The sequence below is a fragment of the Vibrio vulnificus CMCP6 genome, assembly GCF_000039765.1.
In the GTDB taxonomy this organism is placed as follows: Bacteria; Pseudomonadota; Gammaproteobacteria; order Enterobacterales; family Vibrionaceae; genus Vibrio; species Vibrio vulnificus_B.
Genome location: NC_004459.3, coordinates 493775 through 510663 on the forward strand (window position 1 = coordinate 493775; position 16889 = coordinate 510663).

General features: G+C 48.2%; 13 protein-coding genes. 4 read left to right on the plus strand and 9 right to left on the minus strand.

What is annotated here, in order from left to right; translation table 11 throughout:
• Positions 1 to 154: 154 nt before the first annotated feature.
• A complete protein-coding gene (gene nagZ, locus VV1_RS02415) occupies positions 155 to 1141 on the minus strand; it encodes a beta-N-acetylhexosaminidase (RefSeq protein ID WP_011078585.1) in 987 nt (328 codons plus the stop codon).
• Positions 1142 to 1192: 51 nt separating this feature from the next.
• On the opposite strand from nagZ, the gene VV1_RS02420 reads away from it, so the two are divergent.
• On the plus strand, positions 1193 to 2356 hold the full coding sequence (locus tag VV1_RS02420; RefSeq protein ID WP_011078586.1) for an anhydro-N-acetylmuramic acid kinase: 1164 nt from the start codon (positions 1193 to 1195) through the stop codon (positions 2354 to 2356).
• 41 nt (positions 2357 to 2397) lie between these two features.
• On the opposite strand, the gene VV1_RS02425 is transcribed toward VV1_RS02420, so the two are convergent.
• Positions 2398 to 4194 (minus strand): cation:proton antiporter, encoded by a 1797-nt coding sequence (locus VV1_RS02425; protein ID WP_011078587.1) that lies wholly within the window; start codon positions 4192 to 4194, stop codon positions 2398 to 2400.
• Positions 4195 to 4220: 26 nt separating this feature from the next.
• Entirely contained in the window at positions 4221 to 4562 is a 342-nt protein-coding gene (locus tag VV1_RS02430) for a DUF2799 domain-containing protein (RefSeq protein WP_011078588.1), read from the minus strand.
• Between the two features lie 236 nt (positions 4563 to 4798).
• On the opposite strand from VV1_RS02430, the gene VV1_RS02440 reads away from it, so the two are divergent.
• The 3 genes from VV1_RS02440 (at position 4799) to btsR (ending at position 8882) form a co-directional block, all read left to right on the plus strand.
• Entirely contained in the window at positions 4799 to 6283 is a 1485-nt protein-coding gene (locus VV1_RS02440) for a carbon starvation CstA family protein (RefSeq protein ID WP_011078590.1), read from the plus strand.
• 168 nt (positions 6284 to 6451) lie between these two features.
• Positions 6452 to 8134, plus strand: a complete 1683-nt coding sequence (locus VV1_RS02445) for a sensor histidine kinase (RefSeq protein WP_011078591.1) — start codon at positions 6452 to 6454, stop codon at positions 8132 to 8134.
• Positions 8135 to 8153: 19 nt separating this feature from the next.
• The gene (btsR, locus tag VV1_RS02450; protein ID WP_011078592.1) at positions 8154 to 8882 is read left to right on the plus strand and encodes a two-component system response regulator BtsR; all 729 of its coding nucleotides are present in this window, start codon (positions 8154 to 8156) and stop codon (positions 8880 to 8882) included.
• A gap of 68 nt (positions 8883 to 8950) precedes the next feature.
• On the opposite strand, the gene ispH is transcribed toward btsR, so the two are convergent.
• From ispH to murJ, 6 genes are all read right to left on the minus strand, one after another.
• Positions 8951 to 9913, minus strand: a complete 963-nt coding sequence (ispH, locus tag VV1_RS02455; protein WP_011078593.1) for a 4-hydroxy-3-methylbut-2-enyl diphosphate reductase — start codon at positions 9911 to 9913, stop codon at positions 8951 to 8953.
• 20 nt (positions 9914 to 9933) lie between these two features.
• Positions 9934 to 10365 carry an FKBP-type peptidyl-prolyl cis-trans isomerase gene (gene fkpB, locus VV1_RS02460; protein WP_011078594.1) on the minus strand — a complete coding sequence of 144 codons (432 nt, stop codon included), beginning with the start codon at positions 10363 to 10365 and terminating at the stop codon, positions 9934 to 9936.
• Positions 10366 to 10606: 241 nt separating this feature from the next.
• Positions 10607 to 11113, minus strand: a complete 507-nt coding sequence (gene lspA, locus VV1_RS02465) for a signal peptidase II (protein WP_011078595.1) — start codon at positions 11111 to 11113, stop codon at positions 10607 to 10609.
• Between the two features lie 78 nt (positions 11114 to 11191).
• Positions 11192 to 14038 carry an isoleucine--tRNA ligase gene (ileS, locus tag VV1_RS02470; RefSeq protein ID WP_011078596.1) on the minus strand — a complete coding sequence of 949 codons (2847 nt, stop codon included), beginning with the start codon at positions 14036 to 14038 and terminating at the stop codon, positions 11192 to 11194.
• Between the two features lie 64 nt (positions 14039 to 14102).
• On the minus strand, positions 14103 to 15038 hold the full coding sequence (gene ribF, locus VV1_RS02475; RefSeq protein WP_011078597.1) for a bifunctional riboflavin kinase/FAD synthetase: 936 nt from the start codon (positions 15036 to 15038) through the stop codon (positions 14103 to 14105).
• 71 nt (positions 15039 to 15109) lie between these two features.
• Positions 15110 to 16672: a murein biosynthesis integral membrane protein MurJ gene (gene murJ / locus VV1_RS02480; RefSeq protein ID WP_011078598.1), complete on the minus strand. Its 1563-nt coding sequence runs from the start codon at positions 16670 to 16672 to the stop codon at positions 15110 to 15112.
• Between the last annotated feature and the right edge of the window lie 217 nt (positions 16673 to 16889).

The window sequence follows — 16889 nt, forward strand, 5'->3', positions numbered from 1 at the left end:
TGAGAGTCGAAATCTGTTTGAACACAAGTTAACAGGGTTGAATTAAAAATCAACCGTAAACAATAAAAAACATCAAGTGTAAAAAATAAATTACACATTATAAAAAAACCAAAGCGCCTCGCTTTGGTTTTCAAGTTCGTCTTTTGTTAAGTTTTTAGTGGCCCAGTATGCGTAGCATGTTTTCTCTTGCTTCTTTCCATTGCGGCGCCAATTTCAGTTCAGAAAGGCTGAAGCTGCGTTTCTTCAACAAGGATAATGCCAAGGGAACCTCGACTATAGGCAGTGCGTCCAAGGCTGCCACTTGTGCATCGCGTTTATTGCACATCAAAAGCATGTCACAGCCCGCATTCAATGCTTGTAAAGCCCTATCTGCAGGGCCTCCCATCACGGCAGCCCCTTCCATGGTGAGATCATCAGAAAAAATTAAGCCCTTGAACCCCAATTGCTGGCGTAATACCTGTTTTAACCAATATTCTGAACCACTCGCTGGTTGAGGATCGTAATGCGGGTAAATCACATGCGCGGGCATCATGGCGTCTAATAAGCCTGCGTCTATTTGCGTTTTGAAGATTGCCATATCCTGCTCAACAATATCGCTTCGTTGGTCAAACGGGGTTTCAAGATGCGAATCTGCCACCACGCCGCCATGACCAGGGAAGTGTTTGCCCGTTGTTGCCATCCCCACCGCTTTCATGCCCTGCATGTAGGCACTGCTATGGCGCAAAATAGTCTGCGTATCTTCACCAAACGCTCGATTGCCAATCGCTTTACATCCAAAGCCTTGGTCTAACACGGGGGCAAAACTCAGGTCGATATCATGAGCAATCAGTTCGGCCGCCATCAGCCAACCGCCCATTTGTGCCATCGCTTCCCCATTGGCCTGTTTGGCATATTCTGCCGCGGCGGGAATCAGAGAAAAACCCTCACGGAAACGCTGAACTCGCCCTCCCTCTTGGTCGACACCAATCAGAAAAGGACGTTTGACCACTTGGCGAATGGCAGAAGTGAGCGCCAACAGTTGTTCACTATCGTGATAGTTGCGGGTAAATAAGATCAATCCGCCAACGGATGGATGCTGTAAAATTTCTTTGTCTTCTGCATTCAGTTCATAACCTGCGACATCAACCCAAAGTGGCCCCATTTTTCTCTCCAAAATCGACGGAATATCTCAAACTCATCGAGGTTATTCCGAATGAATTTGCATTACAATGGTTTGCATGATGAAAACACAATGGAATTGAGTGTGAGCACAAAAGAGTTATATATCGGTGTCATGTCCGGCACGAGTATGGATGGGGTAGATTGTGCCCTCGTGGAGTTCGACCAAGAGCAAGTCCGCTTAATTGCCCACAGTGACTACCCGATGCCAGCAGATTTGCGCCAAAAACTGCTCTCCGTTTGCACCGGGCAAGCCACCAACTTAAAGCAGATTGGCGAACTTGATCACCGCCTCGGTCATCTTTTTGCCGATGCCGTGATGGATTTGCTCAGCCAAGCAGGCGTCGACACGAGCCAGATTCGCGCTATCGGTAATCATGGCCAAACGGTATTTCATCAACCGAATGGCGAGTTTCCTTTTACCACCCAATTGGGCGACGCCAACATTATTGCCACCCGCACCAACATTGACACCGTGGCAGATTTTCGTCGCAAAGACATGGCATTGGGCGGCCAGGGCGCCCCTTTGGTTCCGGCTTTTCATCAAAGTGTATTTGCGCTGCAAGATTCCACTACCGTGGTGTTGAACATCGGCGGGATTGCCAATATCTCAGTGCTCCACCCAACTCGCCCTGTTCTTGGTTACGACACAGGACCTGGGAATATGTTGATGGATGCTTGGTGTGAAACACACACACAACAGAATTACGACAAAGACGCACGGTTTGCTCTTCAAGGAGAGGTGAATGAGGCGTTACTGAATACGCTGTTGCAAGAGCCTTATTTGCATCAAGATGCCCCAAAGAGCACAGGGCGCGAGCTTTTCAATATGGAATGGTTGACAGCAAAACTGCAAGGGCAGAACTATCGAAGCGAAGATGTACAGCGCACCTTGTGTGAGTACACCGCCTTAACCATTAGTAAAGAAGTTGAGCGCTTTCGCTATGGTCCAACACCGCAGTTGCTGGTTTGTGGTGGCGGCGCACGTAACCCACTGTTGATGCAACGATTGCAGCAACAGCTGTCTCACTGGCAGGTCTCAACGACCGATGCAAAAGGGGTCAGTGGGGACTACATGGAAGCCATGGCGTTTGCTTGGTTGGCCTATCGCCACCTGCACCGCTTACCAAGCAATCTACCCGAAGTGACTGGCGCGAGCCGCTTGGCAAGCCTCGGTGTACTCTATTCCAAAGCCTAGATGAAATGCGGTGACGGGTCGATGCCTGTCACCGCGTGAAATTAGGCTTCTTGCACCTTGATCAAAGAGACTATCGTCTCGCCTTCTTTTGGCGAGAAGTTCGCACTGTTGTGGCAAATTTGCACACGCCCATTGGTATCCACCACAAACAGCGGCAATACGTAATTATTCGCGTGCGTCTCACGATAATCTGCGTACGTGTAGTTTTCACTGATCTTGGTGTGACGCACTTCCGCCCCTTGATTGATCAGACTGGCTAACTTTTTATAACTGATCGCTTCATCTAAGAATGGCAGCCCCTTGTAACCATCGGACACCGAATGTTTGTCACCCGAGCCATTGCCATTGGACTTATCGTATAAACAGAAAATCCGCTTATCACTGAAGTCGTTGAGAAAGTGCATACACGCCATAATGTTGAAGTAGCGATCAGGACTCAGCGCCACCACATGCCCGATGCCAATTAAGTTGAGGTACTCATCAGCATGGCTCGATACCGGATTCCCAAAGTAGTGATCCAAGCCTGCCATGCGTGCTTGACGAATGTAATCCCAGTTCGAATCCGTTAACACCACGCGGCAATCGTACTTGTTGATTGCCTGCGCTAATGTACGCGCGACATCGTTCGCACCGATGATCAAGAAACCTTTTGGAGCGGGTTCTGACACCCCTAGTGCCACCGCCACTGGCCGAGCCGTTGCACTTTGCAGCACCACAGTGCCAATAATCACCATAAAGGTAAGTGGCACTAACAACGCAGCCTCAGACATGCCGAGTGATTCTAACTTGATCGCAAATAACGACGAAATGGACGCGGCGACAATGCCACGCGGTGCCACCCAAGCCAGAAAGGCCTTTTCCTTACCATTAAGCGAGCTGCGCAGCGTCGCAAGATAGATAGAGACCGGGCGAGAGACAAACTGAATAAACGCGAATAAGACCAAGGCGCTGATGCCGAGTGTGTAAAAGTCTTCCGGCTGGATACGCGCCGCCAACAAAATGAACAAGCCAGTAATGAAGAGAATGGTGAGATGCTCTTTAAAGTGAAGAATATGCTTGATATCCACCCCTTTGGAGTTGGCTAACCACATCCCCATCACAGTGACCGTTAATAAACCCGATTCATGCTCCAGATGATTCGAGAGCGCAAACACGCCCAGCACTAAGCTTAAAACGGCAAACGGTTGTAGGTATTCAGGCAGCCAGCCACGGCGCAGTACCACCGCGAGAAACTGACCAAACAGAACGCCTAATCCAAGGCCAATGGCCAGAATCCACGCCAATACCACCAAACTGTGCGTTTCACTGCTGGAGACAATGAACTCATACACCATCACCACAAACAGAGCACCGAGCGGATCGATTAAAATCCCTTCCCAACGTAAAATATTGGAGAGGCGCGTCGATGGCCTAACGGTGCGCAGCAGCGGCACAATCACCGTTGGTCCGGTGACCACGGTCAAGCTACCAAACAACAACGCAAGCGGCCAATCAAACCCCAGCAGATAGTGAGTTGCGGTACTGGTTAACCCCCATGAAACCACCGCACCGAGTGTAACTATGCTCCAAACGGTGTTACTGACACCGCGTATTTCGCGAAAGTTCAGCGTTAAGCTGCCTTCAAACAGAATCACAGCGACCGCTAATGACACCATAGGAAAAAGCAAATCTCCCAAAAGCAGCTCTGGCTGAAGCCAGCCACTCACCGGCCCAACCAATAAGCCCGCCACCAATAAAAATAGAATTGCAGGCAGTTTTAACCGCCAAGCAAACCACTGACAAGCAAGCCCTATTACCCCTATACCAGCAAGCCATAATGCGGTTGTTTCGGTTTGCATATCCGTTGCCTCATCCGTTGGGTTAATTAGTTTTGGTATTCATTCCAACCACGCTGCCATTCCATGCGGAATTTTTGTGCTTGCTCTGTCCCTTCACAAACACCTTCATAGTATTGACCAGAGAGTCCCATCTGATAGGCAAAATCGGGGTTACAATATTCCGCTACCCCTTCAAGGTAACCTTGTTCATAGTCACTTTTGTTCACTTCACCTAACTCCACCAACGCTTTATAGCTACGCTGAGTGTGTCCTGCGATACCATCTTGATAACCAATTTGCTGCCAATCGCCTTGCTGAGCGAGTTGCTCTGTTGAAGCGACGCAACCCGCCAGCAGAAACACGGCCAATCCTAGCGCACTTGTTTTCATTCCATTTCCTTAACTGATTGTTTGTGCAAATACATTATCATCAAAACAGCGAATATGCCGCTCGTGCACAAAAAATAGTTTTGTTCCGACCATTGAGCAAACGTTAAAACCACTTAATTGGCCCATCGACCACTCAACTCGATATTCGACCACTGACTTCATCACCGAATGCATCTCGCCAAACCACGCTTTACTATCCATCCTGAGCTTAATTAATTATCCAAGGACAAATTGCTATGATGTGGTTTCTTACCTGTGTCGCAGCCCTGATTGGCGGATACTTCATCTACGGTGCTTTCGTTGAGAAAGTATTTGGTATCAATGAAAATCGCCGTACCCCTGCCCATACAAAAACCGACGGCGTTGACTATGTGCCAATGTCGACCCAAAAAGTCTACTTAGTGCAACTCCTTAACATTGCTGGCGTTGGCCCTATCTTTGGTCCAATCATGGGTGCCCTATACGGCCCTGCGGCGATGCTTTGGATTGTTGTCGGCTGTATCTTCGCTGGTGCAGTACACGATTACTTCTCTGGCATGCTTTCTGTGCGTAACGGTGGTGCTTCTGTACCGACCATCACAGGTCGCTACCTTGGCAATGGCGCGAAACACTTTATGAACATTTTTGCCATTGTCTTGCTGCTGCTTGTTGGTGTGGTATTCGTTTCCGCCCCGGCTGGCATGATCACCAATCTGATCAATGACCAAACCAGCTTCTCTGTGAGCATGACAACCATGGTGGTGGTGATTTTTGCTTACTACATCATCGCGACCATCGTACCGGTTGATAAAATCATCGGTCGCTTCTACCCACTGTTTGGTGCGTTACTGATTTTCATGTCTGTTGGTCTGATGACGGCGATTGCATTCTCTTCTGAGCACACGGTGATGGGTGATTTCCAAGTCAGCGACATGTTCACTAACTTGAACCCGAATGATATGCCTCTGTGGCCAGCTCTGTTCATCACTATTGCTTGTGGTGCGATCTCTGGCTTCCACGCAACGCAATCACCTTTGATGGCTCGTTGTATGGAAAATGAGAAAAACGGCCGCTTTGTCTTCTACGGCGCGATGATTGGTGAAGGTGTTATCGCACTGATCTGGTGTGCTATCGCACTCTCGTTCTTCGGCACACTTGAAGGACTAGCAGAAGCGGTGAAAAACGGTGGCCCTGGCAACGTGGTTTACAGCGCATCATTTGGTCTGCTTGGCGTATTTGGTGGCGTGATTGCCTTCCTAGGTGTGGTGATTCTGCCTATCACTTCGGGTGACACGGCGTTCCGCTCTAGCCGTTTGATTCTTGCTGAATACTTCAACATGGAACAGAAAACCCTACGTAACCGCCTGTTGATGGCCGTACCACTGTTCGTACTGGGTGGCATTCTGACTCAAGTCGATTTCGGCATCATCTGGCGCTACTTCGGTTTTGCCAACCAAACCACCGCAGTCATGATGTTGTGGACAGCATCAGCTTACCTACTGCGTCACAACAAGCTACATTGGATCACCACAGTGCCCGCTTTCTTCATGACAACGGTTTGTGTGACCTTTATCCTCAACAACAGCGCGCTGGGCTTTGGTTTGCCAATGCAACTCTCCACCATTGCTGGCGTAATCTTCGCGGCAGCGGTAACCGGTTACGTGATTAAAACATCAAAAGGCAAAGGCGAAACGGACCTTGCCGATGAGGAAAAACCTCAAGGCGTCACTGAAACCGCGTAATCAATCCACCTTTGCTTGCTAAACCCAACAGAGCCTGCCAAGTGTAGGCTCTGTTTTTATCCACTAAACTCAGGCAGACTAACGCTTTCTCACTTTCGGTGTTGTCAATAATCGTGACTCACAAACGCTGATGCCACCGACAACAAACAGTAGCCACGAAGAGGCAATATGGAACTGGTGATTTCACTGCTACAACAGATGTGTGTCTATCTTGTTTTAGCCTATATGCTCAGCAAGACCCCCATCATCTTACCACTGCTGAACATCTCATCGCGTTTGAGCCACCGCGTTCTGTGCTACTTATTGTTTTCCGCCTTCTGTATCTTGGGCACCTACTTTGGTTTACACATCAATGACGCCATAGCCAATACTCGTGCAATTGGGGCAGTCATGGGCGGCTTGTTTGGCGGGCCGATTGTGGGCTTTGCCGTGGGATTAACCGGTGGTTTACATCGCTACACCTTAGGAGGATTCACCGATTTAGCCTGCGCGATTTCGACCACAGCGGAAGGCTTGATTGGTGGCTTGCTGCATATCTATCTAATCAAGAAAAACAAAGGTGCCCAACTGTTCAACCCCTCCGTGGTGTTTAGCATCACCTTCGTCGCCGAAATAATACAAATGATCATTTTGCTGGTGGTCGCTAAGCCCTTTGATCAAGCGTACAGCCTCGTTTCGACCATTGCCGCCCCCATGATCATTGCCAACTCGGTGGGTGCCGCGTTGTTTATGAGCATTTTACAAGACAGAAAAACCATCTTTGAAAAGTACTCCGCCACCTTTTCGCGTCGGGCATTGACCATTGCGGATCGCTCTGTGGGTATCTTGCACACGGGCTTTAACAGTGCCAACGCAGAAAAAATCGCCCGCATTATTTATGAAGAAACCAATGTGGGCGCGGTTGCGATCACCGACCAAGAGAAGATTCTCGCGTTTGTCGGCATTGGGGATGATCACCACAAGCCTAATACGCCCATTTCGTCGCAAAGCACCCTTGATTCGATGAGTCAAAACGCCATCATTTATCTCGATGGTAGCGAGCGTCCATATCAATGCTCTCTCGCTTCCGACTGTAAATTAGGCTCGGCACTGATCATTCCACTACGAGCAGGCAAAGAGGTGGTGGGAACCATTAAGCTGTACGAGCCAAAGCGCAAGTTGTTTTCAACCATTAATATGTCGATGGCCGAAGGCATTGCCCAACTGCTTTCCAGCCAAATTCTCTATGGCGATTATCAGCAACAACAAACGCTGCTGACGCAATCGGAGATTAAGCTGCTGCATGCTCAAGTGAATCCGCATTTCTTATTCAACGCGCTAAACACGATTAGCGCGGTGATTCGTCGCGATCCTGACAAAGCACGTGAACTGATTCAAAATTTGTCACACTTCTTTCGCAGCAACTTAAAACAGAACATCAACACCGTCACACTGAAAGAAGAGCTGGCGCATGTGAATGCCTACCTCAGCATTGAAAAAGCACGTTTTGCTGACCGCCTAGAGATAGAGATTGATATCACGCCAGAGCTGTTCGACACAAAACTGCCCAGCTTTACCTTGCAGCCTTTGGTGGAAAACGCCATTAAGCATGGTATTTCAAATATGCTTGAGGGAGGACGGGTGCGCATTTACAGCCAATCTTGTGAGCAAGGTGATGTCATCGTGGTCGAAGATAATGCAGGTAGCTATCAGCCCCCAGCAGAAAATCATTCAGGACTGGGAATGGAAATAGTCGATAAACGGCTGACGCACCATTTTGGGCGTGACTCAGCACTAAAAATCGAGGCGAAAGAGCATCAATTTACTAAAATGAGCTTTATCATTCCCCGCAGCCATCACACTGCAATTTAGCCAACAAGGTAGTAAACGGATGTTGACCGCACTGGTAATCGACGATGAACCTTTTGCTCGCGAAGAGCTTACAGACCTGCTTAGCGAAACAGGTGACATTGATGTGATTGGCGACGCCGCCAACGCGATTGTCGGCTTAAAGAAAATTAATGAGTTAAAACCGGATGTGGTGTTTCTCGATATTCAGATGCCGCAAGTCACGGGCATTGAACTGCTGGGCATGATGGATCCCGACACCATGCCTTACGTGGTGTTTGTCACCGCCTACGATCAATACGCCATCCAAGCCTTTGAAGATAATGCGTTTGATTACCTACTCAAGCCCGTTGATCCGGAACGCTTACGTAAAACGGTTAAACGTCTAAGTAAAGCCGCCAGTCATTCCGCCTTGAGCCAGCACATCGCCAGTTTAGCCCCAGAGACCCTCGATCAAATTCCCTGTATTGGTCACAACCGCATTGTGATCATGGCGACAGAGAGCGTTGAATGCGCCTACAGCGACATCAGTGGTGTGCATGTGCGCTCAGCCAGCCAAACCGCCAGTACTCAGCTCACCTTAAAAGTTCTGGAAGAAAAAACCTCATTGGTGCGCTGCCACCGCCAATACCTGATCAGTATTAAAGCCATCAGCGAGATCAAACTGCTGGAAAATGGGTTAGCGGAAATCATCACTAAAACTGGATTTGAAGTGCCCGTCAGTCGCCGCTACCTGAAATTGCTCAAAGAGATGCTGGGACTCAGCCATTAAAAATGGCGATACTGAGATCGCCATTAGTAGGGTCTATTGACCTTAGGTATTCAAATCAGGGTGACTCGTTAGTCAATCTGCTTAATTTGCAGCTCTTTAGGCACTTCAAAGAACATGTTCTCTTCACGGCCTAGCACTTCTTCAACCGATTGAGCACCCAACTCTTTAATGCGAGTTAGGATTTGATTGACCAGTTCTTCTGGTGCAGAGGCCCCTGCCGTTACGCCCACTTTGACTTTGCCATCAAACCATTGTGGCTCAATGTCTTGCGGACAATCTGTTAAGTAAGCAGGTGTGCCTAGTTTTTCCGCCAACTCTTTTAGTCGGGTCGAGTTTGAGGAGTTCTTTGAACCAACTACCACTACCACGTCGACATCTTTCGCCAATTCACGCACCGCATCCTGGCGGTTTTGTGTCGCATAGCAGATATCGTCTTTGCGTGGGCCTTGGATCTCTGGGAAAACTCGACGCAACTCATCAATCACGTCCGCGGTTTCATCCACCGATAAGGTCGTTTGGCTTACGTAGTGCAAGTTGCTCGGATCTTTAACAATGGCTTTCAAGCCAAGTACATCTTCCGGTTTTTCTACAAGGTACATGCCACCCTGCAAGCTGGCATATTGACCCATGGTGCCTTCTACCTCTGGGTGGCCCGCATGGCCGATCAGCACCACTTCCATATGCTTACGGCTGGCTCTCGCCACTTCCATATGCACTTTCGTCACCAATGGGCATGTCGCATCAAACACAGTTAGCGCACGCTCTTTGGCTTCCTGACGCACCGCTTGAGACACGCCATGAGCAGAGAAAATAACAATATTGTCGTCTGGCACTTCATGCAACTCTTCGACAAAGATCGCGCCGCGCTGCTTTAAGCCTTCCACCACAAAACGGTTGTGCACCACTTCATGGCGTACGTAGATAGGCGGTTGATACAGTTCCAGTGCACGCTCAACAATACTGATGGCACGGTCGACACCCGCACAGAATCCACGTGGGTTCGCTAACAAGATTTTCATTTCATTGCTCATGGTAGTTTTCTTTTCGCTGGCTATTCTACTGACAAAATTTCAACTTCAAAAGTCACATCTTGGCCTGCAAGTGGGTGATTGAAATCCACCGTCACTGAATCACCAGCAATTTCAGTAATGATGCCAGGGATCTCCATGCCATCCGGCCCACTGAACGCCATGATGGTGCCGACTTCCACTTGCGCTTCGCCAACAAATTTCGAGCGGTCCATATGATGAATATGGTCTGGGTTAGGCATGCCAAAAGCGTCCGCTGCTTTTAGCTCAATCGCTTTGTTTTCCCCTACCGTGAGACCAAGCAAACACTGCTCAAAATTCTCACTTAAACTGCCATCGCCCATAACAAACTTCGCGGGTTTGCCCATATTGTGCGTGCTGTCTGCGACAGAACCGTCTTTCATTTTTATCGTAAAATGCAGTGTGACTGCGGAATTATTATTGATTGTACTCACGTTACTGCTTCCTTGAGGTCATTATTGTTTTTGTTGGTGTATACCCTAAATAGTGGGAGTTGCGGCTAGGCGACAAGATAATTCATCCCTATGAGCATAATGCGCTATGTAATTAGGGCGGCTGGCGTACCGGGAAATTATCGCAGTCAACAACGCTGCAGCTTCAAATATGACGGGTATACTAAAAAGCGTCGCCAGAATCAACCGACGACGCTTAGGGTTATTCGCGATCTCGCAAAGATTACTTCTCTTCTTCCTTTTTCCGGAAGCCATCGAGAATGATCATCGCCGCGCCAAGACAAATTGCCGTGTCGGCTAAGTTGAACGCAGGCCAATGGTAAGTACCCCAGTAAAAGTCGAGGTAATCCACCACAAAGCCATGCACCATGCGATCAAACACGTTGCCAATCGCACCACCAATGATCATGGCATAAGCGACATTATTCCATTTTTCTGCCGCTGGTAGCTTGCTCATCCAGTAGGTCAATAGACCCGTGACCACAAAAGCAATACCGGTAAATAACCAGCGTTGCCAACCGGCTTGATCGCTCAAAAAGCTAAATGCGGCACCGTAGTTATGCACATAGAGCAGGTTAAAGAAAGGCAAAACCTCAATGCGATTTGCCCAGCCATACCCCATGTTTTCCATCACAATGAATTTAATACCGATATCGGCTAAAAACACCACCAGTGCCAGCCACAACCAACGTACACCCGTTTGTTTGAATATCTGCGCTTTACCGCTCATCTTTCTTCCTAAAAATAACCCCAGTCGATACTGGGGCTATAAAATTTAAAAAAAGTTCAATCGTATTAAAGAGACCGATTAAGCGAACTTACGCGCTTCGCCTTCACCATCCACGTTCGACACACAACGGCCACAAATCTTCTCGTGACCTTCAATGGTGCCTACGTCTGGAGTGTGGTGCCAACAACGGTCACACTTCTCAGCTTCCGTTGCACGAACTGCGACGAACAGACCTTCGATGTCGGTGGCTTGCGCAGCATCTGATTTCTCGCTCAGTGGTTTCACTGTTGCGGCAGACGTGAGCAGAACAAAGCGCAGTTCATCTTCCAGCTTGTTGATTTTCGCCGCTAGGGCATCGTCAGCAAATAGAGTCAATTCTGCTTGTAGAGAACCACCAATGGTTTTATCACTACGTGCCGCTTCCAGCAGTTTGTTCACCGCACCACGCACTTTCTGCATTTCAGACCAGAATGCGTTGTTCAGTTCTTCACCTTCAGCAAGACCAAACAGACCATCGAACCACTCACCGGTGAAGACGAACTTGTCACGGCTTTCTCCACTAGGAAGAGAAGCTGGCATTTGATTCCAGATTTCATCGGCAGTGAACGACATAATCGGAGCCATCCAACGAACCAAGGCTTCTACGATGTAGTACAGCGCAGTTTGGCAGCTACGTTGCGCGTGACCACCCAGTTTGGCGGTGTACTGACGGTCTTTGATCACATCAAGATAGAATGAACCCATCTCGATAGAACAGAAGTGCATCAAGCGCTGTGTGACTGCGTGCGTATTGTACTCATCGTACGCTTTAACAATTTCATTTTGCGCCGCCAGTGCACGACCAACTGCCCAACGGTCAAGCGCGACCATCTCTTCAACTGGCACGATATCCGTTTCAGGATTAAAGCCGTTCAAGTTAGCAAGGAAGAAGCGCGCAGTGTTACGAATACGACGGTAAGCGTCGGCTGAACGTTTTAAGATTTCATCAGAAACCGCAACTTCACCCGTGTAGTCTGTAGAAGCAACCCATAGACGCAGGATGTCTGCACCCAATTTGTTGGTGACATCTTTTGGCGCAACCACGTTACCGATCGATTTCGACATTTTACGACCATGGCCGTCAACCACGAAACCATGCGTCAATACTTGCTTGTAAGGCGCTTTGCCTTTCATCGCAATAGAAGAGATCAATGAAGATTGGAACCAACCACGGTGTTGGTCTGAACCTTCAAGGTACATATCTGCTTCCGCACCGTTGAACTCTTCACGTTTGTCTACCACTGCGTAGTGTGTTACGCCGGAATCAAACCAAACGTCTAGGGTATCCAGGACTTTCTCATATTGAGCTGCGTCATCACCCAGCAATTCCGCTGCATCGATATCCCACCATGCTTGAATGCCTTTTTGCTCCACCACTTGAGCGACTTTTTCAATCAGCTCAGACGTGTTTGGATGCAGCTCTGCGGTTTCTTTGTGCACGAACAGGGCAATTGGCACACCCCAAGTACGTTGACGTGAGATACACCATTCAGGACGACCTTCGATCATCCCTTCGATACGGCTTTGACCCCACTCAGGCATCCACTGAACACCTTTGATAGACTCAAGCGCTTTAGCACGCAGGCCAGCTTGGTCCATAGAAACGAACCATTGAGGAGTTGCACGGAAGATGATCGGCGTTTTATGGCGCCAGCAATGTGGGTAGCTGTGCTCGTAAGCGTGGTGATGCAATAGCGCGCCTTTTTCTTTTAGCGTTTCTACTACAGCGTCATTCGCTTTAAATACGTGCTGACCAGCAAATAGTTCTGTGTCTGGTAGGTAAACACCGTTTGAGCCCACTGGGTTTGCCACTTCTAGGTTGTACTTTTGGCCAACCGCAAAGTCTTCCTGACCGTGGCCAGGCGCAGTGTGAACCACACCAGTACCTGAGTCAGTCGTCACGTGATCACCAAGGATCGCCGGAACAGTGAAATCGTAGAATGGGTGTTGGAACTGAGTAAGCTCAAGATCCGCACCTTTGGCAAAACCAAGGTTATGGAAGTGCTCGATACCCGCACGATCCATCACGTCTTTCGCCAATTCCGCCGCAACGATAATACGCTCAGGGTTGTCACCCTCAACTTGGATAAGCACGTACTCAAGATCATCACGCAGACACACTGCGCGGTTTGCAGGAAGTGTCCAAGGCGTAGTTGTCCAGATGACGATGGAAACGTCACCCTGACCTTGATGGCCTTCATTCAAAGAGAATTTCGCTAATAGTGCAGCTTCGTCAGCAGCCTTAAAGCGCACATCAATAGAAGGAGACACTTTGTTCTTGTACTCAACTTCTGCTTCTGCCAATGCAGAACCACAATCGGTACACCAATGAACAGGTTTGAAACCTTTCAATAAGTGACCGTTATCAGCGATCTGACCAAGCGCACGGATGATGTTGGCTTCCGTCGTGAAGTCCATGGTGCGGTAAGGTTTATCCCACTCACCCATGATGCCAAGACGTTTAAAGCTCTCTTTTTGACCTTCTACTTGGCCTGCTGCGTATTCACGACATTTTTCACGGAACTCAGCAGCCGTCACTTTTTGACCTGGCTTACCCACTTTTTTCTCTACCATCAATTCAATTGGCAGACCGTGGCAGTCCCAACCTGGAACGTAAGGTGCGTCAAAACCTGAAAGTGTTTTGGATTTAATAATAATGTCTTTAAGAATCTTGTTTAGTGCGTGACCAATGTGAATATCACCGTTTGCATATGGAGGACCATCGTGCAACACAAATGATTTCTTGCCTTTTTTCGCTTTACGGATTTCACCGTAAAGGTCTTCTTGATACCAACGCTTTAGCATTTCTGGCTCACGTTTAGCCAGATCGCCGCGCATCGGAAACCCTGTTTCAGGTAAGTTCAGGGTATCTTTATACTCACTCATCGATTCTTAATTCCGTTATATTGGGCGAAAGTTAGACATTATGTTGTTCGGTGGAATAAACCGTTCAACGCTTTAGCTGACGCAGCCACACCCTTGCTGCCTCAGCATCCAATTCAATTTGCTGTTTGAGTGCGTCAAAAGACTCAAACTTCTTTTCATCACGCAGTTTATGCAAAAGTACCACTTCTAACTGCTTGCCATACAAGTTGGCTTGAAAGTCGAATAAATGTACCTCTAACTGCTGACGCACGCCGTTAACCGTCGGTCTTTGGCCAATATTGGCCACACCACCAATCGGTTTGTTATCCAAGCCTAACGCTTGAACGACATACACGCCAGAGACGGGAGAAACACAGCGTTTTAGCGGAATATTGGCGGTAGGAAAACCTATCGTCCTGCCTAATTTACGGCCATGTGAAACACGTCCGCTAATGCTGTAATCCCGCCCTAACATTTGAGCGGCAACCGCTAGCTGATCGTGAGCAAGCGCTTCACGAATGGCGGTACTACTAACTCTTAACTGCGCTAAACAGAAGCTTTGGGTATTCACTACGGTGAAACCGTATTTTTTGCCCGCTTCTTGCAGCATGGCAAAATTGCCTTGTCTTGCTTTACCAAAACAAAAGTCATCGCCAACAACGAGAAACTTAACACCCAAACGCTCAACCAACAAGTCGCGAATAAAGGCATCCGCATCTAAGGAAGCGAAATGACGATTAAAGTTGACGCACAACAATCGGTCGATCTCAAGCTTACCCAATTGGACAAACTTATCGCGTAAACGCGTTAAGCGCGCAGGGGCTTTCTCTTTGGCAAACAGCTCTAAAGGCTGAGGTTCAAATGTCATCACGACAGAAGGTAACGACATTTCCCTAGCTCGCAGAGAGACTTGACGCAACACTTCTTGGTGCCCTAAATGCACACCATCAAAGTTACCTATGGTCAATACACAGCCGCGATGCTGTGGTTTTATATTGTGTATACCTCGTATCAGTTCCATTTGGATACAGCGAAATGCCTCTGTTTTCGTTTTATGCAGTGTCAAACTGGCGGATTATATACCAATCCACCTTACTCTGTCCCAGCTTTTAGGTCTTTTACCCGAATCCCGAGTAAAAAGGCACAAGCAACGTACGCCAATGCGCCAAAGCCGATCAACATCGTCAGCATTGCGGCACGATGGGCGGTGGTCCACTCAAGCCAAACACTCATCTCATCAAGTTGCCACAAAATCGCCGCCACCATCACCGCACCAGAAACCACTAAACGACTGATAAATAAAAACGTACGTCGAGAGATTTTATAAACACCAGCGATATGCAAACCTCGGTACAACAGTGCCATGTTAACAAAGGCAGACAAAGCGGTCGCGATAGCCAAACCAACATAACCATAGAACCAAGCAAAAATGGCGTTAAACACCATGTTGGTCAGCATAGCAACAATGCCATATTTCACTGGCGTTTTAGTGTCTTGACGAGAATAGTAGCCAGGCGCGAGTACCTTAATCAGCATAAAATTCAACAACCCAGAAGCGTACGCCAAAAGAGACAGAGAGGCTTGATGCACATCTTGTGGGGTAAACTCACCACGCATAAACAGCACCATCAGCATTGGCTTGGCCAATACCATCAAACCGAGCATTGCTGGAATGCCTAGTAAGGTGACCATGCGAACCCCCCAATCCATGGTATGGGCAAAACCCTCGCTGTGTGCATCCACATGTTTGCGAGAAAGCGCAGGAAGGATCACCGTCGCAATGGCAATACCAAATAGGCCCAATGGGAACTCAAGCAAACGATCAGAATAGTAAAGCCATGAAATCGAACCAGTTTGCAGGAAGCTGGCAATAAAGGTATCAAACAATAAGTTAATTTGACTGACCGATACCCCAAATAAAGCGGGGATCATCAAGGTACGGATTTTAACCACGCCCGGATCGCGCCAACCCCACTTCGGTTTGACTAAAACCCCCGCTTTAATAAGGAAGGGCATTTGAAAAAGAAACTGTACTAAACCACCCAGAAACACCCCTATCGCCAAACCCACTTCAGGTTGAGCCATGATCGGTGATATGTACCATGCACAGAGAATGATCATCACGTTGAGAAAAACGGGTGTAAATGAGGACACCGCGAATTTGCCCATGGTATTGAGAATCGCACCAGACAAGGCAACAAAGGTGATAAACCAAAGATAAGGAAAGGTGATTTTGAGCATAAAGCTGGCAAGCTCAAATTTTTCCGCGGCTGGCCCACCATGTAACCAATCAATAAACCATCCCGCGCCAAACAATGCCGTGACAACGCCAGAACCGAGCACCCCTAAAATCGTCACGACGGAAACGATCACTCCGAGCGTCCCTGATGCTTTAGCGATGAGATCCCGTGTTTTGTTTAGATCGCCACTGGCGTGGTATTCCGTCAGTACTGGCACAAAGGCTTGAGAGAACGCTCCCTCAGCAAAAAGTCTTCTTAAGAAATTCGGAATTTTGTTGGCAAAGAAAAATACGTCGGCACTGGCACCTGCGCCCATTAAATTGGCGACAACCACATCGCGCACTAAGCCTAAAACACGAGAAACCAACGTCATAGCGCTGACGATCATGCCGGACTTGAGTAGTCGTTTACTCACTGTAACCTCGAAATATCACCGTAGCTTAACTTTTATCCGTCTTTTGTTAGGACAGACGCGGATATTTATTAGCATTGGTCTAAAAATGCTGATAGAATCCCCGCCATCTTAACCGCGATGCCCTTTCTTACCAAAACTTGTTTTGGTCGCGATGGGGTTTTTGCACAAATCATTTGACAATCGGGCATAAATGAGGGATATTCCTCGCCCTTAAATT